Origin of the sequence: Oceanobacillus sp. FSL W7-1304 (assembly GCF_037969805.1) — a bacterium.
Lineage (GTDB): Bacteria > Bacillota > Bacilli > Bacillales > Amphibacillaceae > Oceanobacillus > Oceanobacillus profundus.
This window is the reverse complement of sequence record NZ_CP150211.1, coordinates 3663155-3684743: the sequence shown is the minus strand read 5'-3', so window position 1 is coordinate 3684743 and position 21589 is coordinate 3663155. Positions and strand designations below refer to the sequence as shown.

Genomic DNA, 21589 nt, shown 5'->3' with positions numbered 1-21589 from the left:
ATAACATTCCTCCATATGTTTTTATTACTAATCAATATACCGCTGAAAGATGAGAACATAATGAGAGAATGATGGGAAAATTATTATAAATTCGTTGTAATTGTATGATTAAGAATACGAAGATCCAAATTTTCTTAATTTTTTGGATTAAATCGCTGTCTCACTCGTCTTCTTTTGATTCAGGCCAGATGCAATTTATCGTTGATTCCCTTTTTCATCATTTTTCATCCGGGATACAAATCGATAACTAATTAATTAGTAGGAGGAATATTTCATATGTCGTTCTTTTATACTTATGAAATAATAGTCTGTTTTTACCGAAATATAGGATTCAAACAATTATTGAAAAATAACGCTTTATTGTTCTTCTATTCTTTAGTATATTGTTGGATGAACAAGAAGAAAATGGAAAAAGGAGAGTCCTATTAAGTATGAAGAAGAATTTCGTTTATCTTATTTTAGCTGTATCTTTAAGCTTTTTTATAGGAGCTTGCTCGGAACAAAATCCGGAAACAGCTGGATCAAAAGAAGAAAAGACAGAGGATGCCAACGAGGAACAAAACACTGGTATGAAAGAAAAGGAATCAGAAGATACTACTACACATACTTCCCAGTGGTCTTATAACGGGGATACAGGGCCTGAGCACTGGGGAAAACTGGACAATGCAAACTTAGCCTGTGCCAATGGAAGTGAACAATCACCCATTAATGTCGAATTCCCCCAAGTAAAAGCGAATAAAAAACAAGAGGAAATTCAGATTCAATATGAGCCAACAACATTTTCACTCGTAAACAACGGTCACACAGTTCAGGCAAATGCTGTAACAGAAAGCAGCAGCATTGTCATTGAAGGAAATGAGTACAAACTTGCTCAATTTCATTTCCATACTCCGAGTGAACATCAATTTAACGGCCAGAATTATGATATGGAGCTGCACCTAGTACATAACGATGCAAATGGCAATCTTGTCGTACTTGGATTAATGATTAAAGAAGGTATAGAAAATGAAAATCTAGCATCTGTTTGGAATGCATTACCGCAGGAAGAAACGGAAAAAGATATTCCCGTAAAAGAACCGATTGATTTACAAGCACTGCTACCCCAAGATCAAACATCTTTCCATTATAACGGTTCGTTAACAACACCTCCTTGTACAGAAGAAGTGAAATGGATGATTTTTGAACAACCAATCGAAATGTCAAACGTACAAATTCAAGCATTCCAAGACATTTTTCCTGCCAACCATCGTCCCGTTCAATCTTTAAATGAACGAGAGATTATTAAAAACTAGATAGAATTCATTTACTGTTTTCACAAAAAAACATATCTATTAATTTCGGTACCCATTATCCATGATTTTCCGGACAATAAACAGATAAGCTCGATAATTCGTGTAGAGTTAATCAAAAAAGTGTACGTAAAACTTTTGGTTAGGATTAATAAATGTATCTCTTGACATTCATGAGTTTGCAATGAATTCAGTATAAACACAACACTACATGGAGAAGTGGTATTGGTAGGCTTATTTACTAAGCAAGATCAAACTTTGCTATATAGCCTTTGACCTCTACCACAGAGGCTCCATGTCAAGTTCCATTAGATTGAATATATATACTTTCATCCGGATAATATCGAATGCCATTTCATACAAAAATCAAATGCCAAACACACATTTCCTAAACCTCTCCTTCAAGCATCCCCCGCACCTTCGCAATCTCCTCACCTGTTACAATCAAATAATAAATCCCGTCAATCGTCGTTCCGTCCCCTTGCAATTGATAACTAACAACATTATTTCTTGTATCTTTATAGCCAGATAAGAGCTTTTTCATATCGTCAAAATCCAGATTTGTTGCCATATTATTCCCTAGAATATCAATTGTGCTGTTGATTTTTGTAACGGAACCTACAGAAGCACCTTTGTTAATAATGCCTTCGATTACTTGCCGTTGTCTGGATGTTCGTCCAAAGTCTCCGTTTGGATCTTGCTTCCGCATTCGGACGAAAGCCATTGTTTGGTCGCCGTCTAGTTCGACTGGGCCAACATTAAAATTATTTGTACCATCATTCCAAGCAATCTCATTATCTACTGTAATCGTCCCAAGCTCGTCTACTAATTCGGACAGTCCATCCATATTCATACGTACATAATAATCAAGCTCGATATCCAATAGATTCTCAACAGTCGCTATAGACATATCTGTACCGCCAAATGCATGCGCGTGATTAATCTTATCCTCGGTTCCTTTTCCGACGATTGTTGTTCTCGTATCCCGCGGGATACTAATTAGCTGCATGGAATCGTCTGTTGGATCAAGTGATAGAACCATTAATGCGTCAGATCGACCGCTCGTTCCTTCTTGTGAATCAATTCCCAATAATAATATAGTAAGCTTTTCGGTTGCTTTCATTTTCTTTTTCGTTGTTTCCCGATCAATCGAATCTACGGGCTCATGCATTTTTTCGTTTACAGTTTTGGCAACGTTATTGTAAATGGAAATGGCATATGCTCCCACTCCAAGGACAATCACCCCGATAAGTATCAATGGAATTTTCAACCATAGTTTTCTAGATTTTTTCTGATTTGATTTTCTAGTCATTACCTGTTTCCCTCTTTCAGCATTCGAATTAATTACGTTTATATCTAACTCTTGCAACATTCCTTACATTTACAAAACACATTGTCACCCGCCAAATCAATCACGTCTTGCGGACAATATTTATCAATCGACTTAACAACAGATAGCCAACTATCCCCACACTAGCTCCTGCGCTATCTATTAAAACATCCTTCACCTGAGCTCCCCTACCTGGAACAAATAGCTGATGCACTTCATCTGAAATCGCGTATAGCACACAGATGAGTAACGCTAATCCGATTGTTTTGCATCCAGTTCCTTTACTCATATTTAATGCATGAAGCACTAGCATTCCGAGGAAAAAATAAATGAAGAAGTGAGCGTTCTTTCTGATGATATGGTGGATGCTGCTAACATCTAACTCCTCATTTGGAACAACTTTTTCTATAAAGGCTAACACTATTTCTGTAACTCCTGTACTAAGTTCACTAGACGCTGCAGCAGCTTGATGTGATAAATGAAAAATTAACCCCATCCAGAGGATAACAGCTGCCCAGGAAAGGGTTTTTTGCATAGAAATCTTCCTTTTTATTTTCATTATGCTGGTACTATATCTACCAATTTACCGATTATGCTTTTAAGTGGATTAAATCAATTTTTTACTAGATTTATTCACAACTTCTAAAGAATGTAACATCCTTTATATTATCAAATAATAGAATAATTATGAAGATGAGAAATCTAGATTCAGGGATTATCTAAAGACTTTTGATAGGGGAAGGAATAAAAGTACTTTCATGTTCTGAGAGGTTATTCTGCAGAAAGTCTTATAAGCAGCAGGCTTTGCAAATCAACTGGGAATTTTTGAATGATAGCTTTTTGGGGTAACCACCAAACCATATGCTATGATGTTTACACAGTTTAGATTATATTCTTATAAGGGGATAACTTTCTATAACTTATTATCAAAAATATCTCTCTTATTTTTTACATTTATCACCTTATACTTATAACTTATAAATTGAATTTCTCTGTTTATTTGATTGAACTAAATCTCTAAAAATACTTTATTCTTTCAATAAGTATGACTTGATCAAATCTACAAATAATCCTATAACTGGCTTATGATTATCCTTATGCCATGCTAACGCTGTTATTTTTTTATGCTGTTGTTTAAGAGGAAGGTATTTTACATTTTCATGAACAATTCGTTCCGTTGTTTTCGGCACAAATGCAATACCTATTTCAGATGCAACAAGAGAGACAATTGTCTGTTGTTCTTGTGCAGTTTGAGTAATATTAGGATAGAACCCTGCATTTCTGCACAATGCAATTATAGAATCATAATAACCTTTCCCTGATTTTTCAGGGGTCATAATAACCCTATCGCGTTCAAATTCCATTACTTCAACAGGATGTTGACTCTGCGATAGTCTATGATTTAATGGAACACATGCTACAAAAGGTTCTTCTCGAATAGGTAAATTTATAATATCATCTTCATTGATAGGTGGAACTAAAAACCCAACATCTATTGTACCTTCCTGCAGTAATCTCACTTGGTCACTAGTTGTTAACTGCCGTACTTCCAATTTGATATTAGGATAAATTTCATTCATTTGCTTGATAATATTAGGTAGTAAATCATAAACAACAGAACCTCCAAATCCAATTGTTAGTGAGCCAATTTCCCCGCATGCAATTTCCTTCGTTACATTAATCTCTTTCTCTACTAACTTTAATATCCTGTTTGCGGCATTAAAAAAGTATTCTCCAGCTTCCGTTAATTCAACTTTTCTGTTAGTTCTCCATAACAGAATAACTCCTAATTCATCTTCTAATTGTTTGATTTGTTTACTTAAAGGAGGTTGTGAAATATTTAATTCTAATGCTGCTTCATTAAAGTGCAAGTGCTTAGCTACTGCCACAAAATAACGCAGATGTCTTAATTCCATATGGTTTCCTCCTGTGATACCTAAAAGGTATCATTCTTTACTTATAATATATTATACATATATTTAATAATTTGATAATATCAATTCAAATTAATTTTTAAAAAACGGAGATGATAAGTTTGCAACTTGATATTAATAAGTTAGAAATTAGAAATAGGCAAAATAACTATCTTAAAAAATTAACGGAAAAGAAAGTTGATGCAAGTATCTTATTTAACACTACTAATATTTTTTACTTAACTGGTTTTCATTTTAGACCATCTGAGAGACCGATAGCTTTTATTACAGATACTAAACAAAAAACACATTTATTTGTACCAAGATTAGAAAAAGAACACGCTGAAGAATATGCGGTAATTGACAATGTTCATTACTATCAGGAATATCCTGGTTTGATCCATCCTATGGAGCATTTGAAGGAAGTACTTCAAGCAAATAATTTTGAGAACAAAATTGTTGGATTAGATGCAAGCGGTTACAATTCCTCAAAAGGATATAGAGGACCCAACATTGCAAATCTCTTAAACTTTGATAGAGAGGTTTATATCAAAGACATGGTAGAAAGTATGAGATATGTTAAATCCCAAGATGAAATAGAATTAATAAAAGAGTCTGCACGATGGGGAAATCTTGCTCACACCCTTCTTGTTAAATACACAAGATTAGGAAAGCGAGAGATAGAAATTGAAGGACTAGCTACGTATGAAGCTACCAGAGCTATGTTCGAAACCCTTGGTAATGAGTATAGACCATATGGTTCACCAGCTCATGCCTTTTATCGAGGGCAAATCGGACCTCATTCTGCTTTTCCACATTCCCAAAATCAAAATGCTGAAATTAAACATGGTTACAATGTCGTTTCTCAAGCAGCAGCAGATGTATGGGGCTACAAAAGTGAATTAGAACGTACGATGTTCATATTAGAAGTTAATAAACTACAGGAATCATTTTTCCAACATATGATTAATGTTCAAGATATTGCATTTAACACAATAAAACCTGGAATTCCTGCATCTAGAATAGAGGAAGAAGTACAACGTTATTATCAAGAAAATAATCTAAACAAATATATCAGACACCATACTGGTCATAATATGGGATTGCTTAATCATGAAGCACCATTTTTTGATTTAGGAGACCATACGATTCTTAAACCTGGAATGGTTTTTTCTGTAGAGCCAGGTTTATATGTAGAAGGATTAGGTGCTTTTCGTCATTCCGACACCATTGTGATTACTGAGAATGGAATGGAGAAAATCACTTATTATCCAAGGGATTTAAACTCTTTAATTATTGGTTAATAAAAACAAGATAAGGGATGATGGAATGAACCTACAAAAAAAAGAATATTTTTTGAAAGTGGGTAAAAGTAAAAAAAGATTATTTAAAATGCCGGATTCTTATATACTTCTATTTATCATGTTAATTTTTGCCTCAATCGCTACTTACCTTATACCAGCGGGAAATTTTGAGAGAGAAGAAGATGGTCTTGTACCAACTGTAATACCTGGAAGCTATTCTCAAATTGAAAGTAATCCAGTTGGATTTATGGATTTCTTTTTATCCATACAAACAGGGATGATGGAAGCAGCAAATATTATATTTCTAGTTCTTATTATTGGTGGGTCATTTGCAATTATAGACTCAACTCAAGCTATTAATTCAGGAATAATGCGTTTAATCAATAAAACACGGGATAAAAAAATTCTACTAGTCATTTCTGTATGTACTGTTTTTTCAATTGCCGGTTTTTTAGGTATTTTACACACTGCAGTTATTGCTTTTATTCCTGTAGGAGTAATTATTGCTCGTGCGTTTAAATTAGATGCAATTGTCGGGGTAGCATTAATATACTTAGGAGCTTACTCAGGATATACTGTTGCAGGACTAGATCCAATAACGACAGGATTCGGACAAGAGATAGCTGGTCTCCCTGTATTTAGTGCACTTTGGTATCGTTTTATCATATACTTAGCTATATTAATTTCTTCCATTTTATATATTTTTTATTATATTCGAAGGATAGAAAATAACCCAGAACGAAGTATAATGGGTACAAATCGTTTTAGTTCTAATCATGAGGAAATTGATGAGAACATACCATTTACCGGAACAATGAAAGTTGTTTTACTTTATTTTATTGTCTGTTTAGCAGTTTATACTGTTGGTGTATTTCGAGCAGATTGGGGATTAAATGAAATGGCAGCAATCTTTCTTATCATAGGGATTGGTACTGCGATTATAGGAAAAATTAATCCAAATGAATTTGTTAAGAAGTTTGTTAAGGGTGCTCAAGGAATGATATATGCAGCGCTCATTGTAGGTTTAGCAAGGTCAATTGTGGTAGTTTTAGAGGACGGATTGATATTAGACACGATTGTTCATGCCATAGCTTCTGTTATTGAGCCACTTCCCTCTGCGATAGGAGCATTTAGTATGTACATTTTTAACTTACTTTTCAACTTAATTATCACTTCAGGAAGTGGACAAGCTGCAATTGTAATGCCAATTATGGCACCTTTAGCAGATATTATAGGTATATCAAGACAAGTTGCCGTATTAGCCTACAACATGGGAGATGGTTTCACTAATACGATCGCTCCTACATCAGGCATACTTATGGCTAGTATAGCGGTAGCTGGAGTATCTTGGGTAAAGTGGTTAAGATTTATGCTCCCTCTATTAATGATTTGGATAGTTATAGGAGCAATTGCTTTAGCTATAGCTCTTGCAATTAATTTAGGTCCTTTCTAATTCCGTTAAAACTTAGAAACTATTATGGAGAATCAATAAGGTTATTCTTCATAATAGTTTTTTTAATAAATATTACAAGGAGAATTATCGGAAACAGCTTGCGTCCGCAGTCATGGAAATTCAGGCATCCTTTTTGAGGCAGAATGTATAAAATATAGAACCAGTTTTTTGGTTAAGATGATGAGTACGATTAACATCATCCTCATAACATCTTTACAAACTACCGTATTTATTATAAACTTTAATACACATAAACCCTATTAACTTAATAGGAATAAGGAGGTTTTTTCTTGGAACAGCAGGTAGCTGAATCATCAAAGACATGGATTAAACATCCCACAACCGTTATTAAAGAACTACAGCCTGTCCAAAAACCATTTTTAACACTCGGAGTTATTGCTTCCGTTATCTTATTTATTGCGATCGTTAGCACAACGGATATGGTGCAAGGAGTGCTTTATTTAATAGGTATTGCATTAGGTGTTACACTACTGCAAGCTCGTTTTGGCTTTACTTCAGCTTTCAGACGACTTATGTCCGTTGGTAATACACAGGGACTCCAGGCTCATATGCTAATGCTCATGGTTGCAACAACATTATTTGCCGTCATTCTTAGTACTGGTTTTTCATTTACTGGTGCCGATCCCGCAGGATATGTTTCTCCTGTAGGAATAAGCGTCATTTTTGGATCGTTTCTATTTGGTATTGGCATGCAGCTCGGAAACGGCTGTGCCTCTGGAACACTTTATAACCTCGGTGGTGGTTCCAGTTCGATGATCCTTACGCTGATAGCATTTATCATCGGATCAACAGTTGGCGCACTTCATTTCCCATTCTGGATGAGCACACCGTCACTTGAACCATTCTCCCTTGCTACATCAACAAGCCTGGGATATGGTGGGGCTTGGATCGTACAAATAATTATGTTTGTTGTGATTTACTTTATTCTCGCTCAATTTGCAAAGAGAAAGAATCCTCCAAGAATGAAGCCACTCGTGACAATAAGCGGATGGAAGAAAATCTTTAGAGGGGCATGGCCGTTATTTGTTGCTGGAATAATTCTAGCAATCTTAAACGCTCTGACACTAGCAGTCCGTGGTCAGCCATGGGGAATCACATCCGCCTTTGCTTTATGGGGAGGAAAAGCGCTTGATTCCGTTGGTGTCGACGTTGCTTCGTGGGGATATTTCCAAGGGGAAAACGGCATGGCATTAAGCCAAACCGTTCTAGCTGACTCGACAAGTGTGATGAATTTTGGAGTTATCTTAGGAGCATTCATTGCTGCGACTGCGCAAGGTAACTTCAAACCTAAAAAACTAAAAGTCGGTCCAGCCAGCGCCTCTATTGTTGGCGGATTATTAATGGGATATGGTGCACGACTTGCCTTTGGCTGTAATATCGGTGCATATTTTGGCGGTATTGCGTCATTTAGTTTGCACGGTTGGGTATGGATGGTTATGGCAATGCTTGGCACAGGAGTTGCTTTGTTTATTAGGCCGTTGTTTGGTCTTAATAACCCGAAGAAGAATGATTTGTTCTGTTAGGGAAAACCTCGTCGGTTTTTGGGCGAGGTTTTTTGATAATTATAAACAGGTATTGGAGGTCTATGGTGTCACTTTAAACACTATTATGCACCTTCTTTAGGAACTATTTTGTATTGTAAATAAATATATAAAGCCTAATCTCCCCTTCTTTTAAACGAGAAATTAGGCTCGCCAGTTTGCTTAGTATTGAGATTAACATACTTACATGAATTTCTTTTACTCCAGCAAGAAGAAAGATTTTCATTAAAATGTTATAGACCAATCCTTAAGTAGTTAAAATTATTTTTTCGGTTTAAAAATTAAAGCAATAAAACTAATCATAGCAAATAGGGTAAACATGACTTCATAACCTACAAACTCAGCAACCATTCCTCCAATCAATGAGCCAAACACTTGCCCTAAAGCTAATAGTAAAAATGGTAACCCAAGACCAAATGAAGAATTTGTTTTAAAGATATTGGTGCCCCAAATGATCAGAACACCTGTCATGAATATATACGAACTTCCAAAAGAAATCGCTGATATGACAACAGGGAGGATGCTTGTAAATAAACCCAGTAATAAGGAAGAGGCTCCTAGAAAAATGACACTTACTCGGTAGGAGGATAATAATCCGATTTGCGAACTAAAATATCCGGCGAGCCCCCCTAATACTCCTGCTATACCAATGATGATCCAAAATCCTTGCGTGATAACTTCAGGAATATTCTCCATTTGAAGCAAAAAATCTCTTGAAAACGTCCAATAAGCCGCACTCGAAATCCCTAATAGTAAAGAAGATAAAATTAAGGGAGAAGCATTACCAAGATCCTTTTTTGTCACATGAAATGCTTGGCTCTGATGATTTTTGCTCGTATCCTTTGTTTGAGGAATAACCTTATAATTAAGTATCAATATAATGATCGCTATGAGTGTAAACAGAAGGTAAGTCAGTCTCCAGTTGCTACCCAAAAAAATGACCATAATTCCTGTTAATGCAGTTCCCAAACTAGTACCTGCATTGATCCACGTATTTGTTGAAGAACGCTTATCCTGATCCACCCATTTTTCTATCACATCTGCATAAGGGGGAGAAGACAACCCCGTACTTAAGCCAGCAATAAAGATCCCAATGCCAAGGGATATTGAACCATTGGCCATAGATATGATGCCCATTCCCATGGCTGCTGTGATCCCTGCTATTAAAATCAGCATACGGGAACCAACTTTCTGCATATACAACATCGAAATGATAATCGCTATACAATATGCCAAATACGATAATGAAGAGATCACTCCTCCCACAGATGGGCTGATATTCAAAGTCTCACGTATATAAGGAAGAACTAATCCATAACTAAACCTTGCAAAACCATAAGTTACCGCAATCATGGGTAAACCAACCATGATTAATTTTTTCCAATCCATCAACAACACCTCACTATATAGAACGATCTATATAATTTATAGTAAAAAGAAAAAATCTTGAGCAGACACCGCCCTAAGACTTTTCCTTCTAGTTGTGCGACACTATCTTATTATCCCCTCTTATGGAGCTCCATAGACTTTATGAAATGTATAAACGCCATTTCCACGTCATCCACATTCAAGGTTTCTGCTAAAGCAGTGGCTCCTTCGAACAATAGCACTAACTGTGTAGCCTCGCTATGGTTGAAGCCAAGTTCTTCAAAAAAAGCCAGCAATGACCTTTTATGCTCATTTACATATTGGACAATTTCATGATCATCATTAGAAGAAAACTCTTCTTTAGCTCTTAAAAACATGCATCCATTCCTGTCATGTTTTCGAATCCAATCAATATGGGCTTCCGCTAAGGACCATACAATGGAGCTTTTGGAATTCCTAACGTATGATTTCAACATATAAAAATATTTTTCTTCTCGTTTTTTAAGTACTTCAAGGATCAGGTCTTCTTTCGAGTCAAAATGATTATATAACGTCATAAGAGCAACATTTGCTTCTTTGACGATTCGTTTTAAGCCAATAGCATGAATACCATGGTTATAAAATAACTGCTCCGCATGTTCAATGAGATCTTGTTTCTTTTTGCTCATAAGAAAAACACCCCTTTTTTATATAGAACGATCATTATAAAAATACCATGAAAGTATTCCTGTTGCAATGTTTTTAAAGATAAATACTTATGTAGCGTTTCGTCTTGAAGATGCAGAAAAAAGGGTTAGACCCGAAAAGCCGTAATGAAGTTTGGGATATTGTAAGGGCCCTTGTAAAAGGAGGAACAACGAGCTATTGCATTCAACCTTAACGGGACAAATGCCTCCTACTTAAAGAATCAAAAAAATAAGTCGATAAACAAAATAGAAACCAGCAACAAACAATACTGCTGTCTTCAAGTTGTTTTTAGCAACAAAGAAATAAGAAATCAAAAATATAGCTAAATACAAAAATGTATAGGCCAATGAACTAAACCATGAATAGATTGTAATATCTACTAGCTCTAACGGAATCGATACGATTAATAATATGGCTGGGACGACAAGCAGTGCTCCTAGCTTTTCAAAGAAAAAATTCAGATCATATGATTTCCCATTTTTAGCAGCGACATTTTTAAAAACAAACATCAATAAAGCTAGTGCTAACGCGTAAGCAATCGTACGTTCAAAATAATTGAAGTAATCACTGAATCCAAGGTAACGCAATGCATCTAAATATGTAAAAATACCAATAACATTACTTAGTAATATTAGACCAAGAAAAGCTATTAATGTAATAAGACCGAATTGCTGCTTGCTTTGCGTCCCATCTGAAAGGAGATGATCTGGGTTCTTTATGACTTGCATCACATATTGAAAATAATTACCGAGCTGTCCTCCTTTCCATTTATTCTCTTTCTGTTTTTCTACTGCTTCATTTTGGTTTTCCATTTTTCCAATCATTCCTCCAATATATTTACTACTTATGATATATAAGTTTCAGGAAGATTTATATACAAAATCATAAGAATGAATCGTTAGTACCTCAATTTTCATTTTTATGGGTATAAAGCATAAAAAAATCCAACCTACTTAGGACGTATTCTCTCTCTATATTTCTTCTTAAACGCTTCCCGCTTCAAAATGTTTTTCTCCATACATTAAAGGCACCACAGTGGAATTACAGAAAAAAGCACATACATAGCCGGTTAAATATAAAATTCTCGGAAATTCTATTCATAAGGAGGTGTTTTACGTGGCAAAGAAAAATCTCAGTCAGTTCAAAGGTCGTGTCATGAAAGCAAAGGGATATAACGTGGATAATAATAACGCCGATGATGTAAAATTTGAAGTTGCTAAAGAGCAAGGCATCGCTTTGGAAAAAAGAGATAATGGAGATCTTACATCCAGACAAGCAGGAAAAGTTGGAGGACCAATTGGTGGCAATATGGTTAAAGAAATGATTAACATTGCCAAAGAACAGATGAAAAAATAACGATAATCCTCCCCTGCTGGTTCTAACACGAATCAGCAGGAAACGTCGCTTTATTATCATTTTTGATTCTTTTTACGAACCTCTTCTATATTCGTGTCGCTATAAATTGCCGTTCCGTGGCCACCAGTGGTCCTAGCAATGTATTCCTTTGCTTCATTATAAGACATGCCAGATTGTTCATTTGACTGTTTTACAGCTGCAATATTTGTACCAGCTGCTGTATATTTTTTACTGTTTTCCATAAAATCACCCCTATCTCTTGATGAACTTAGTTTCCCCAGAAATGCTTTATTCAAATAGACAATTCTTTCCTTCTAAACCTAAGAATAGAACCTTCCCTCCTCAAATGATAAACTCATACTATACTATATCCAATTGAAAGAATAATAATTGAAATGAGGTAACCATAATGAAACTTGTCGGCGTATCAGGCGCACTCGCTGGCGAAAAGACATCCATCGTTGTAAATGATGTTTTAGTCGCTGCTCAACATCTTGACTCAACCATACAGACTGAATTAATCGACTTAAGAGACTATGAAATTGATTTATTTAATGGGTCTCCATTAATAGCATATAACGAAGATACTTGGAATGTTGTTCAAAAGATTTTATCTGCCGATTTCCTCGTATTTGGTACACCGATTTATCAAGCATCTATTTCAGGTGCTTTAAAAAATTTGTTAGACCACTTACCGGAATATGCATTTAAACATAAAGTAACCGGCATGGTTGCGACTGGATGGTCAAACAGACATTTTCTTGTCATGGAATACCATTTGAGATCCATCTTATCTTACTTTAAAGGATTAGTTCCAACAGGCAATGTCTTTGTCCACAATAATTCTTTTAATGAAAATAGTGATGAAATTATAGATGAACGTGTTTCGGAAAGAATTCAAGCGCTCGCGGAAGAAATGGTTTATTTGCAGCATGGGATAAATAATAGGTAATTACCTTCTGTCAAAGCGAGGAGTTTATTATCTGCCTTTAGAATCAGGCCGTGCAAATTCAATAGCTGAGGATTTATCATTCATTTTATTTCGTTTCACTGTGGACTATTTGTTTTATAACAACATTTAATCTTCAATTTCCTTCACTGCTTTCTTAATGGAACCAACCAACGCATGTTCTTTTTCTACCGTTGCTACAATTTCTTCAGTAGCAATGGTATTTTCTTTTCAATTTGTGACTTAATAGAAGTGGAGTTACTGGCAGCTCTGCTTTGATTTCATCCAAATCCTTTTGAAAACTATTATTATTTTGCTGGAAGGATTCTTTTAATTCCGTGAAGAAATCTACCACCTCTTTTAATATCTGCTGACCTTCATCTGCAGCAACTTTACCTTGCATCGATCTTTCATATCTTGATTTGATTTTTCAAATAGCATCGTTATGACATCTGAAATTGAGACTGTAATCACCGCACTTTCCTCCGCTAACTTCCGGACTTCATCAGCAACAATAACAATAACAACCCCTTCCCTATGTTCCTTACACGTGCCGACTCAATGGCTCATAAAGTGCACAAAAATTGTTTTGGTCAGCAATTGTTTTCACGAATTAAATTTCTTCATTTAGATAGCGTTTGTAATAATTTGGTTTTGACCTATTGGCTAAAAAACTTTAACATACCACTATCACATTTATCCTCATTAAAAATATCCTGTAGATTTAGACTCCTTTTTCACCAGTCCAATTTTGCATATTTCTCTGTGCCTTATTTGGTCTTATTACCTATTTCTCTTTTTACTATAATAGAATTAGACATACTACTACCATACACTACTGTATAAGGAGATGAATATTATGGACCAACGTAGTATGGCAATCTTAAATAAAATTATACAGCAAGATTCTTATATTTCTGTACAGAAACTTGCAACGATATTCAATGTCTCAAGGCGTACGATCTATAATGATCTGGATAAGATTAATGATTGGTTGAAGTTACAACATTTTGCTGATATTAAGCAGGTTAGGGGACAAGGTTTTTATATTGATGAAAGATCGAAAAAGGAAATCATAAAAAAGAAAGAGCATTTTGTTTCAGGTGATATGTACTATGAATTTTCTCCTATTGAAAGGAAAGCATGGATTTACATTCACATCGCTGGACGAGAACAGCCATATTATTTGGAGCATATAAGGGATCTCTTTAAAGTAAGTAGGAATACCGTGCTCGATGATATAAGCAAGCTGAAAGAGGAGCTAAAAAAATATAAGTTGAGCATTACTTCTGAGCGAAATACTGGGTATTCAATAGTAGGAAATGAAAACGATACCAGGAAATTGCTTACTTATTATTTGGATTTGGTCATTCCTCAAAATGGCTGCCATGAGCTTTTATCTGAGATGAATTCTTTACCAGAAGAACAGGTATTTAAACCTTTCTTAATCTTTAATTTCCAGTGGCTAAAGGAATTACGTCACTTGTTAAATGAATATGAAAAGCAATTTAAGATTGAGATTACAGATGATGTATTAAATAATCTCGTCATTTGGTTCCATTTCTTTTTAAGACGAATTATGCAAGGAAAAATAGTTAATGTTGATCCAATTGAAAAAGAAGTAATTAAATCGACCAGTGAGTTCGATGGCGCAAAAGCTTTATGTATCAATCTATCCAAACAATCGGATATTATAGTTCCTGATAATGAAGTATACTATTTTGCAAAATATTTACTCAGTGCAAAGGTGAACTATGATCAAAGTCTACAAGTGGAAACGCAGGAAATAAAATCATTACTTCATGTGGTCGAAAAAATGGTAGCTGATTTTCAACTGTTTGCAGCTGTTGAGTTCCATGAACAACAGAATATGATCCAGAATCTGCTTTTACACCTAAAACCTGCTTATTATCGAAATAAATATGGGATTCAGATTGAAAATACATTAAGAGATTCAGTTAAACAAAATTATCCAGAGATTTTTAATCTAACAAAAAAGGTCATACATCATTTTGAAGATTTAATTGGTCAACCTATTCATGAAAATGAAATTGCATATTGCGCCATGCATTTTGGTGGATGGCTGCGCAAGGAAGGTGTGATGCTTGGACAGTCTCGTAAAAGATTATTAATTGTTTGTACGAATGGTTTAGGTACATCGAGGCTTTTGGAAAGTCAACTGGAAGGATTATTTTCAGACACTGATATTGTCGGTGTTACTTCATTAAGAGAATATGAAAGAATGAATTTAACTATCGATTATATTGTATCCACAATATCCCTTCCTGATCGAGGAGTTCCAGTTTTTGTTGTCAATCCAGTTCTAAATAATGCTGATAGAGAACAGCTATTGAAAAAAGTTAACAGCTTGTTCGAATACTCACAAAAGCAACAAGTGTACTCGGTAGATTCAGTCATCGATATGGTTCAAAGGTATGCGACAATTCATGATAATGATACATTACGCCAAGAGCTCAGAAGGTATTTTCATACTCCGATAAAAGGTGAAAACGAAGTAGGCAAGCCAAACTTATATGAACTTTTACCCCCTGAGAGGATTGTATTAAATAAGAGCATTTCAAACTGGAAAGAAGCAGTTATAAGTGCTGCTGACCCATTATTGAATCAGGGTTATATTCAAGAGAGCTATATTACAAAAATGATCCAAAATATAACTGAAAAAGGGCCTTATATCGTTATATCCGAACACTTCGCATTGCCACATGCTAATCCAGAAGATGGTGTAATGAAAACGGGAATGAGCATGTTGCATTTGACAGAACCTGTCGACCTATTTGGGAAACCGGCAAGTGTCATTATAATATTAGCTTCGCGGGATAATGAACAGCATTTAAAAGCATTATCGCAATTGACGAAACTATTCTCGGTTAAAGCGAATAAGGAAAAAATGATCCAAACAACAAACAAGAGTGAAATAACAAAATTAATTTATGCATATTCAAACTGAATTGATTAACAACATAACGATAGGTGTGTGAGTTTTATGAAGTTTTTAGAAGAAGATATCGTAAAGGTTGGAGTGGAAGTAACGAGTGCTGAGGGAGCAATTGAAGCAGCCGGTAAACTACTCTTGCAAAAGGGGCTTATTGAAGAATCTTATATTGAAGCAATGAAAAATGCATATAAGGAAAATGGTCCTTATTTCGTACTAGCACCATACATTGCAATTCCACATGCACGGCCTGAAGATGGAGTGAACGAGGCCTCTGTATCATTTGTACAGTTAAAGGAGCCGATTGCGTTTGGTCATAGTTCTAATGATCCTGTACAACTAGTTTTTAGTTTAGGGGCTTCATCAAGTGATGAACATTTAACATTGTTGAAAAAATTAACGCTTCTATTAAATGACACCAATAATATTAATAGGTTAATGAAAGCTACAAGTTATGAAGATATAAAATATATTTTAGAATTGGAGAGATAAATGATGATTAAAATTTTGACAGTTTGCGGGTTAGGACAGGGTACAAGTTTAATCCTGAGAATGAATGTCGAGCAAGTACTTGGAGAAAAAGGCATTCAAGCAGATGTAGAACATACTGATGTTTCAACAGCTTCAAGTATGGAAGCAGACTATATTATTACAAGTAATGAACTTGCAGAAAGTTTAGTAGGTCATACAGCGAAAGTATTTTTAGTAAATAATTATTTTGACATGGATGAAATTAACAAGGCAATTGATGAGAACATTGAAAGCTAGTAAATAAAAAATAATAGGAATAGGAGTAGTGCAGAATGGATGTTATTTTTTGGATTGCTACGAATATTTTTGGACAAGCAGCGATCTTACTAGGGTTTATTGTACTTTTAGGATTGCTATTACAGAAGAAATCTGCCAGTCAAACGATTAGTGGAACATTTAAGGCTATTATTGGATTTTTAATTATCAGTGCAGGTTCAGGTGTTATCGTTAATGCACTAACTGTATTTGAACCGTTATGGAAAGAGGTATTTAATCTATCAGCTGAACCTCTTGGTGATTTCATGGGTCAAGAAGGGTTTAACGCAAAATATGGAAGCGCCGTCACCTTAGCTATGACACTTGGATTTGTTATTAACGTTTTATTAGCTAGATTTACAAGATTTAAGTTTATTTATCTGACTGGTCATATGATGTTCTGGACAACAACAATTTTTGCTGGGATTGCAATTCAAGCAGTTGGAGATATCTCTTTTGGAAAGCTTGTAATATTCCTAGCTGTAATCATGGGAATATATTGGACATTACAACCTGCATTAACGCAGCCTTTCATGCGTAAAATAATGGGTCATGACAATATCGCCCTTGGACATACTTCAGCATCAGTGGCATTACTAAGTGCTTTAGCTGGTAAATTGCTTGGTAATAAAGAAAATGATTCTGAAAAAATCAGGCTGCCAAAAGGATTGGAATTTTTAAGGGATTCAAATGTTATTACTGCGCTTACAATGGGATTATTATTCTTAGTTGGTGCAATCATTATTTCCTTTAAAGATACACCTGGTGCTCAGGCGTTAGTTGAAGCTGCTGGAGACCAAAACTTTATTGTATATGCGATTATTCAATCATTTACCTTTACTGCTGGGATTGCAGTTGTATTACTTGGTGTACGTATGTTTATTGGTGAAATGGTTCCTGCATTTAAAGGGATTGCAACAAAAATCGTACCTGGAGCAAAGCCAGCTTTAGATAGCCCAGTAGTGTTTCCGTTTGCTCCTAATGCTGTAATTTTAGGATTTCTAGGATCTTTTGCAGGGGCACTTATTTGGTTGGTAGTTTTGGGAAATACGGTTGGGTATGTATTCGTTCCGACAATGATCGTATTGTTCTTTCACTCTGCAACTGCAGGGGTTTTCGGAAATGTAACTGGTGGTGTAAGAGGTGCATTAATGGGTGGTTTTATTACTGCAACTGTTGTAGCCTGGGGACAATTTATCACAGTTAAGATGCTTCTTTCAGATACAATTCCGGATACTGCAATGTGGGCAGCGGACTCAGATATGTTTATATTAGGACCAATCGTTCGCTTTTTAGCACAACTATTTTTCTAATTGATTTTTCAATCCTCGGGGGGAAGCCATTCTCCCCTTTTCACAATGATAAAAGTAATTCGACAAGATGATCCTACAAGGAGTGATTATGATGAGCTTTATTCGAACATTTCATGGTGATATACACCCTTCAAAATTAGGTACCACCTATTCACATGAACATATTGTGTGTAGACCACCCTACTGGGTTGAGCATAATGTTGATGATTTATTACTTGATGACAAAGAGAAATCGAAGCTTGATGTTTTAGATTTTAAAAACCTTGGTGGACAAGCAATTGTAGATGCAACAGCCATTGATTATGGCCGAGATGTGTTAGCAGTAAAGGAAATTTCAGAGGAAACTGGTGTCACCATGATAGGAACAGCAGGATTTAACAAGAGCTTTCTCTGGAAGGCAACAATTCCTGAACATTTAAAAAAGTTAACAGGAGATTATAAAACGTTTTATGAATGGATTGACGCAAAATCAATAAATGAGCTTGCAGACTTTGTCATTAAAGAAATTGAAGAGGGACTAGAAGGTACCAATATACGTGGTGGTCAAGTAAAATTTGGTACTGGTTATAATCGAATTACCCCGTTAGAAGAGAAAACTTTACGTGCAGTGGCAAGGGCACATCACGAAACGAAGGCACCACTACATTCCCATACAGAGGCTGGAACAATGGGCTTTGAACAAATTGAGCTTTTGAAAAGTGAAGGCGTTGACCTAGAATACATTAGTTTCGGTCATATGGATCGTAACCCCGACCCTTTTTATCATGAAAAGATAGCTCAAACTGGCGCATTGCTTTGCTTTGATGGTATTTCAAAAATAAAATATGCACCAGAAAGCACAAGAATTGATTGTATTTTAGAGCTTGTAAAAAAAGGACATGAAGACCAAATACTAGTAAGTGGAGATACTGCTAGAAAAACATATTATAAGCATTATGATCATGGACTAGGCTTGGAAAATATTCTTGGTAAATGGGTACCACGATTTATTGAAGAAGCAAATCAAAAAGATTTTGATGGAAAAAAATTGATTGATAAGTTTTTCGTCCAAAATCCTGCTCGATGCTTTACATTTAAAAAGTAACTTTTCATAAATAAACTGGGTGGTGAAATAAATTGCAATTTCAATATCAAAATTCTTTCGAAGTAAAAGATAGTATTCATAAATCTAAAATTGCTATTCTACCGATTGGTGCAGTTGAGGCACATGGTCCGCATTTACCCCTTGGCACAGATAATTTACTTGCAGAACGATTATCAGAAAAACTAGCTGAACGAGTTAATGCTTTTGTTTTACCGACATTGCCATATGGACAAGTATGGAGTTTACGTAATTTTCCAGGAAGTATCAATATAAGTAATGACTCTCTCATGAACTTCCTCGTTGATATTGGTGAAAGCCTCTATAAACAGGGATTTACTACATTTGCTATGGTTAATGGACATTTGGGAAATGGACCAGCACTTAAAGATGCAGCACGTGTATTGTTTGAGAATTGTCCAGAAATGCGGGTTTTTTACTTTTTTTATCCTGGTATGAATAAAACGGCAGCTGAGGTACGAGAAACTAAGTCCTCTCATAACACGTACTTTCATGCATGTGAGATTGAAACATCCTATATGCTTTACTTAGCGCCAGAACATGTCGATATGGATAAAGCAATTACTGATATACCTGATATTCCAATACATGCCGATGTAACTCCGACACCATGGGAAGAGTTTACCCAAACAGCTGTACTCGGTGATGCGAAGCTTGCTACAGAAGAAAAAGGAAAATATATCATTGATATCGCAATTGAAAATATGGCCAAATTGATTAATTCAAAATATTAATTGAAAGTGTGAAGCAGTCTATGAAAGAAAAACTCTATGATAAATTTTTATTTAACTTTATAGCTCGTGACGCCGCTAATGCCGCCGATGTTATGGAAGCTGGCTCTGGATATGTTATTCCTGGGATTGTATCAGATAACTATGACTCAATCGATGCAGCAACTAAGAAAGTAATAGAACTAAAAACGATCACGGATATGGTAAGCATTGGACTTGGTGGTGGTGGAAATACAGCTAATTGGCGGAAAGTATTGGACATCGCTGTAGCATCTGATCCAGGTCATATCAATCAGCCTTTCGAAACAGCGGCCTATACAAAAGGGTTTTTAGATGGAAAAGGTACACGAAAACAATTGGCCAATGCACTTATTCAGCCAACTGGAGAGATTGGGAAAATTCGATTAGCAAATTCAGGTAGTATTATAAAGGTAGAACAATTCATCGATATTGCCGCTAGTCTGGGTATTGAAAGTATTAAAATGATGCCTATAAAGGGAAATCAGCATTTAGATGAACTAATTTACTTAACAAAAGTTGCTGCTGCAAAAGGAATTCGTGGTGTAGAGCCTGCGGGTGGAATTGATGCTAGCAATATTAAAGACATTGTTATGGGTGTAATGGCCATTGATATCGAATTCTTTATGCCGCATATCTTCGGTTCAACCATTGACAAAATAACAGGGGAAACAATCCCATCGAAGGTTAATGAAATTATGGAAATAATGGAGGGTTTATAGTGATTAATAACTACTTTGATAAAATAAAAGATTTATTAGCTAAGGTTCAAAAAGAAGAGCATAATGTTATGATTCAGGCGGGCCATAAAGTCGCCGAGACGATACAAAATGGCGGTGTAATCCACTTATTTGGATGTGGTCATTCTCATATATTAACAGAAGAAGTTTACTATCGAGCAGGAGGCTTAGTACCAATACATCCTATTTTACATGAGCCATTAATGCTTCACGAAGGCGCTGTCCGTTCGTCCACTTACGAACGAAAAAATGATTATGCAAAGACATTTATGCAAGCACAGGACATCCGTGATGGAGATGTTATATTTGTCATTTCAACATCTGGCAGAAACCCTGTACCTGTAGATGTAGCCCATCTCGCCAAAGAAAAAGGCGCATTTGTAATTGGAATCACATCGATTGAATATTCATCCAGTCAGCCTTCACGCCATATCAGTGGCGAGCTTTTGCTTGATGCTGTTGATCTTGTTATTAATAACCATGCACCAGCGGGTGATGCGCTTTTGTCTCATATTGACGTGGATGTAAGATTTTCACCAAGTTCAACGGTAATAGGATCAACTATTTTAAACGCAGTTTTTGCCCAGTCTATTAAACTAATGGCCGAAAATAACTTTGAACCACCGGTGTTCTTGAGTGGGAATATTGAAGGTGCAGATGATCATAATGAAAAACTAATTGATAAATATAAAGAGCGAATTAAGCTATAAAAAAAATAGAGCAATACAATTGGAT

22 protein-coding genes are annotated in these 21589 nt (G+C 35.6%); 14 read left to right on the top strand and 8 right to left on the bottom strand.

What is annotated here, in order from left to right:
* The first annotated feature begins 431 nt into the window (after positions 1-431).
* Positions 432-1292, top strand: a complete 861-nt coding sequence (locus tag NYE61_RS18260; RefSeq protein ID WP_303448779.1) for a carbonic anhydrase family protein — start codon at positions 432-434, stop codon at positions 1290-1292.
* 385 nt (positions 1293-1677) lie between these two features.
* On the opposite strand, the gene NYE61_RS18255 is transcribed toward NYE61_RS18260, so the two are convergent.
* The 3 genes from NYE61_RS18255 to NYE61_RS18245 all read right to left on the bottom strand — a co-directional run bounded on the left by NYE61_RS18255 (position 1678) and on the right by NYE61_RS18245 (position 4535).
* Complete coding sequence (locus tag NYE61_RS18255) at positions 1678-2601, bottom strand: LCP family protein (protein ID WP_303448934.1); 924 nt, start codon at positions 2599-2601, stop codon at positions 1678-1680.
* A gap of 100 nt (positions 2602-2701) precedes the next feature.
* Positions 2702-3154, bottom strand: coding sequence for a VanZ family protein (locus tag NYE61_RS18250; RefSeq protein WP_303448781.1), 453 nt, complete (start codon positions 3152-3154; stop codon positions 2702-2704).
* 493 nt (positions 3155-3647) lie between these two features.
* Entirely contained in the window at positions 3648-4535 is an 888-nt protein-coding gene (locus NYE61_RS18245; protein ID WP_118890242.1) for a LysR family transcriptional regulator, read from the bottom strand.
* Positions 4536-4654: 119 nt separating this feature from the next.
* Here NYE61_RS18245 and NYE61_RS18240 point away from each other — a divergent pair, with 119 nt between their 5' ends.
* The 3 genes from NYE61_RS18240 to NYE61_RS18230 all read left to right on the top strand — a co-directional run bounded on the left by NYE61_RS18240 (position 4655) and on the right by NYE61_RS18230 (position 8833).
* Positions 4655-5836, top strand: a complete 1182-nt coding sequence (locus NYE61_RS18240; protein WP_240033855.1) for a Xaa-Pro peptidase family protein — start codon at positions 4655-4657, stop codon at positions 5834-5836.
* A 25-nt stretch (positions 5837-5861) separates the two neighbouring features.
* The gene (locus tag NYE61_RS18235; protein ID WP_118890244.1) at positions 5862-7289 is read left to right on the top strand and encodes a Na+/H+ antiporter NhaC family protein; all 1428 of its coding nucleotides are present in this window, start codon (positions 5862-5864) and stop codon (positions 7287-7289) included.
* 290 nt (positions 7290-7579) lie between these two features.
* On the top strand, positions 7580-8833 hold the full coding sequence (locus NYE61_RS18230; RefSeq protein WP_118890245.1) for a YeeE/YedE family protein: 1254 nt from the start codon (positions 7580-7582) through the stop codon (positions 8831-8833).
* A gap of 279 nt (positions 8834-9112) precedes the next feature.
* On the opposite strand, the gene NYE61_RS18225 is transcribed toward NYE61_RS18230, so the two are convergent.
* From NYE61_RS18225 to NYE61_RS18215, 3 genes are all read right to left on the bottom strand, one after another.
* Positions 9113-10240: an MFS transporter gene (locus NYE61_RS18225; protein WP_303448787.1), complete on the bottom strand. Its 1128-nt coding sequence runs from the start codon at positions 10238-10240 to the stop codon at positions 9113-9115.
* A gap of 110 nt (positions 10241-10350) precedes the next feature.
* Positions 10351-10887 (bottom strand): TetR/AcrR family transcriptional regulator, encoded by a 537-nt coding sequence (locus tag NYE61_RS18220; RefSeq protein ID WP_303448789.1) that lies wholly within the window; start codon positions 10885-10887, stop codon positions 10351-10353.
* Positions 10888-11118: 231 nt separating this feature from the next.
* The gene (locus NYE61_RS18215; protein WP_303448791.1) at positions 11119-11730 is read right to left on the bottom strand and encodes a hypothetical protein; all 612 of its coding nucleotides are present in this window, start codon (positions 11728-11730) and stop codon (positions 11119-11121) included.
* A 292-nt stretch (positions 11731-12022) separates the two neighbouring features.
* Between NYE61_RS18215 and NYE61_RS18210 the strand changes: the two genes are divergently transcribed.
* Positions 12023-12262 carry an alpha/beta-type small acid-soluble spore protein gene (locus tag NYE61_RS18210; protein WP_303448793.1) on the top strand — a complete coding sequence of 80 codons (240 nt, stop codon included), beginning with the start codon at positions 12023-12025 and terminating at the stop codon, positions 12260-12262.
* A 56-nt stretch (positions 12263-12318) separates the two neighbouring features.
* On the opposite strand, the gene NYE61_RS18205 is transcribed toward NYE61_RS18210, so the two are convergent.
* On the bottom strand, positions 12319-12504 hold the full coding sequence (locus NYE61_RS18205) for a gamma-type small acid-soluble spore protein (protein WP_303448795.1): 186 nt from the start codon (positions 12502-12504) through the stop codon (positions 12319-12321).
* A gap of 167 nt (positions 12505-12671) precedes the next feature.
* Between NYE61_RS18205 and NYE61_RS18200 the strand changes: the two genes are divergently transcribed.
* Positions 12672-13214, top strand: a complete 543-nt coding sequence (locus NYE61_RS18200; protein ID WP_303448797.1) for an NAD(P)H-dependent oxidoreductase — start codon at positions 12672-12674, stop codon at positions 13212-13214.
* Positions 13215-13419: 205 nt separating this feature from the next.
* On the opposite strand, the gene NYE61_RS18195 is transcribed toward NYE61_RS18200, so the two are convergent.
* Positions 13420-13614 carry a hypothetical protein gene (locus NYE61_RS18195; RefSeq protein ID WP_303448799.1) on the bottom strand — a complete coding sequence of 65 codons (195 nt, stop codon included), beginning with the start codon at positions 13612-13614 and terminating at the stop codon, positions 13420-13422.
* A gap of 456 nt (positions 13615-14070) precedes the next feature.
* On the opposite strand from NYE61_RS18195, the gene NYE61_RS18190 reads away from it, so the two are divergent.
* From NYE61_RS18190 to NYE61_RS18155, 8 genes are all read left to right on the top strand, one after another.
* Positions 14071-16179, top strand: coding sequence for a BglG family transcription antiterminator (locus NYE61_RS18190; RefSeq protein ID WP_303448801.1), 2109 nt, complete (start codon positions 14071-14073; stop codon positions 16177-16179).
* 36 nt (positions 16180-16215) lie between these two features.
* Positions 16216-16656: a PTS sugar transporter subunit IIA gene (locus tag NYE61_RS18185; protein WP_303448803.1), complete on the top strand. Its 441-nt coding sequence runs from the start codon at positions 16216-16218 to the stop codon at positions 16654-16656.
* 6 nt (positions 16657-16662) lie between these two features.
* On the top strand, positions 16663-16932 hold the full coding sequence (locus NYE61_RS18180) for a PTS sugar transporter subunit IIB (protein ID WP_118890265.1): 270 nt from the start codon (positions 16663-16665) through the stop codon (positions 16930-16932).
* 35 nt (positions 16933-16967) lie between these two features.
* Positions 16968-18263 carry a PTS ascorbate transporter subunit IIC gene (locus NYE61_RS18175; protein ID WP_303448805.1) on the top strand — a complete coding sequence of 432 codons (1296 nt, stop codon included), beginning with the start codon at positions 16968-16970 and terminating at the stop codon, positions 18261-18263.
* Positions 18264-18354: 91 nt separating this feature from the next.
* Positions 18355-19347, top strand: coding sequence for a phosphotriesterase (locus NYE61_RS18170; protein WP_303448807.1), 993 nt, complete (start codon positions 18355-18357; stop codon positions 19345-19347).
* Positions 19348-19379: 32 nt separating this feature from the next.
* The gene (locus tag NYE61_RS18165) at positions 19380-20099 is read left to right on the top strand and encodes a creatininase family protein (RefSeq protein ID WP_303448809.1); all 720 of its coding nucleotides are present in this window, start codon (positions 19380-19382) and stop codon (positions 20097-20099) included.
* A gap of 20 nt (positions 20100-20119) precedes the next feature.
* Complete coding sequence (locus tag NYE61_RS18160) at positions 20120-20836, top strand: KDGP aldolase (RefSeq protein ID WP_303448936.1); 717 nt, start codon at positions 20120-20122, stop codon at positions 20834-20836.
* Positions 20836-21564: an SIS domain-containing protein gene (locus tag NYE61_RS18155; RefSeq protein ID WP_303448812.1), complete on the top strand. Its 729-nt coding sequence runs from the start codon at positions 20836-20838 to the stop codon at positions 21562-21564. Before NYE61_RS18160 ends, NYE61_RS18155 begins: the two co-directional genes overlap by 1 nt.
* The last annotated feature ends 25 nt before the right edge of the window (positions 21565-21589 follow it).

Coding starts and splice junctions, on each gene's coding strand:
- NYE61_RS18250 (WP_303448781.1), bottom strand. CDS start 3,154: ATGCAAAAAACCCTTTCCTGGGCAGCTGTTATCCTCTGGATGGGGTTA.
- NYE61_RS18245 (WP_118890242.1), bottom strand. CDS start 4,535: ATGGAATTAAGACATCTGCGTTATTTTGTGGCAGTAGCTAAGCACTTG.
- NYE61_RS18225 (WP_303448787.1), bottom strand. CDS start 10,240: ATGGATTGGAAAAAATTAATCATGGTTGGTTTACCCATGATTGCGGTA.
- NYE61_RS18205 (WP_303448795.1), bottom strand. CDS start 12,504: ATGGAAAACAGTAAAAAATATACAGCAGCTGGTACAAATATTGCAGCT.
- NYE61_RS18185 (WP_303448803.1), top strand. CDS start 16,216: ATGAAGTTTTTAGAAGAAGATATCGTAAAGGTTGGAGTGGAAGTAACG.
- NYE61_RS18190 (WP_303448801.1), top strand. CDS start 14,071: ATGGACCAACGTAGTATGGCAATCTTAAATAAAATTATACAGCAAGAT.
- NYE61_RS18235 (WP_118890244.1), top strand. CDS start 5,862: ATGAACCTACAAAAAAAAGAATATTTTTTGAAAGTGGGTAAAAGTAAA.
- NYE61_RS18160 (WP_303448936.1), top strand. CDS start 20,120: ATGAAAGAAAAACTCTATGATAAATTTTTATTTAACTTTATAGCTCGT.
- NYE61_RS18260 (WP_303448779.1), top strand. CDS start 432: ATGAAGAAGAATTTCGTTTATCTTATTTTAGCTGTATCTTTAAGCTTT.
- NYE61_RS18170 (WP_303448807.1), top strand. CDS start 18,355: ATGAGCTTTATTCGAACATTTCATGGTGATATACACCCTTCAAAATTA.
- NYE61_RS18255 (WP_303448934.1), bottom strand. CDS start 2,601: ATGACTAGAAAATCAAATCAGAAAAAATCTAGAAAACTATGGTTGAAA.
- NYE61_RS18195 (WP_303448799.1), bottom strand. CDS start 13,614: ATGCAAGGTAAAGTTGCTGCAGATGAAGGTCAGCAGATATTAAAAGAG.
- NYE61_RS18175 (WP_303448805.1), top strand. CDS start 16,968: ATGGATGTTATTTTTTGGATTGCTACGAATATTTTTGGACAAGCAGCG.
- NYE61_RS18200 (WP_303448797.1), top strand. CDS start 12,672: ATGAAACTTGTCGGCGTATCAGGCGCACTCGCTGGCGAAAAGACATCC.
- NYE61_RS18215 (WP_303448791.1), bottom strand. CDS start 11,730: ATGATTGGAAAAATGGAAAACCAAAATGAAGCAGTAGAAAAACAGAAA.
- NYE61_RS18220 (WP_303448789.1), bottom strand. CDS start 10,887: ATGAGCAAAAAGAAACAAGATCTCATTGAACATGCGGAGCAGTTATTT.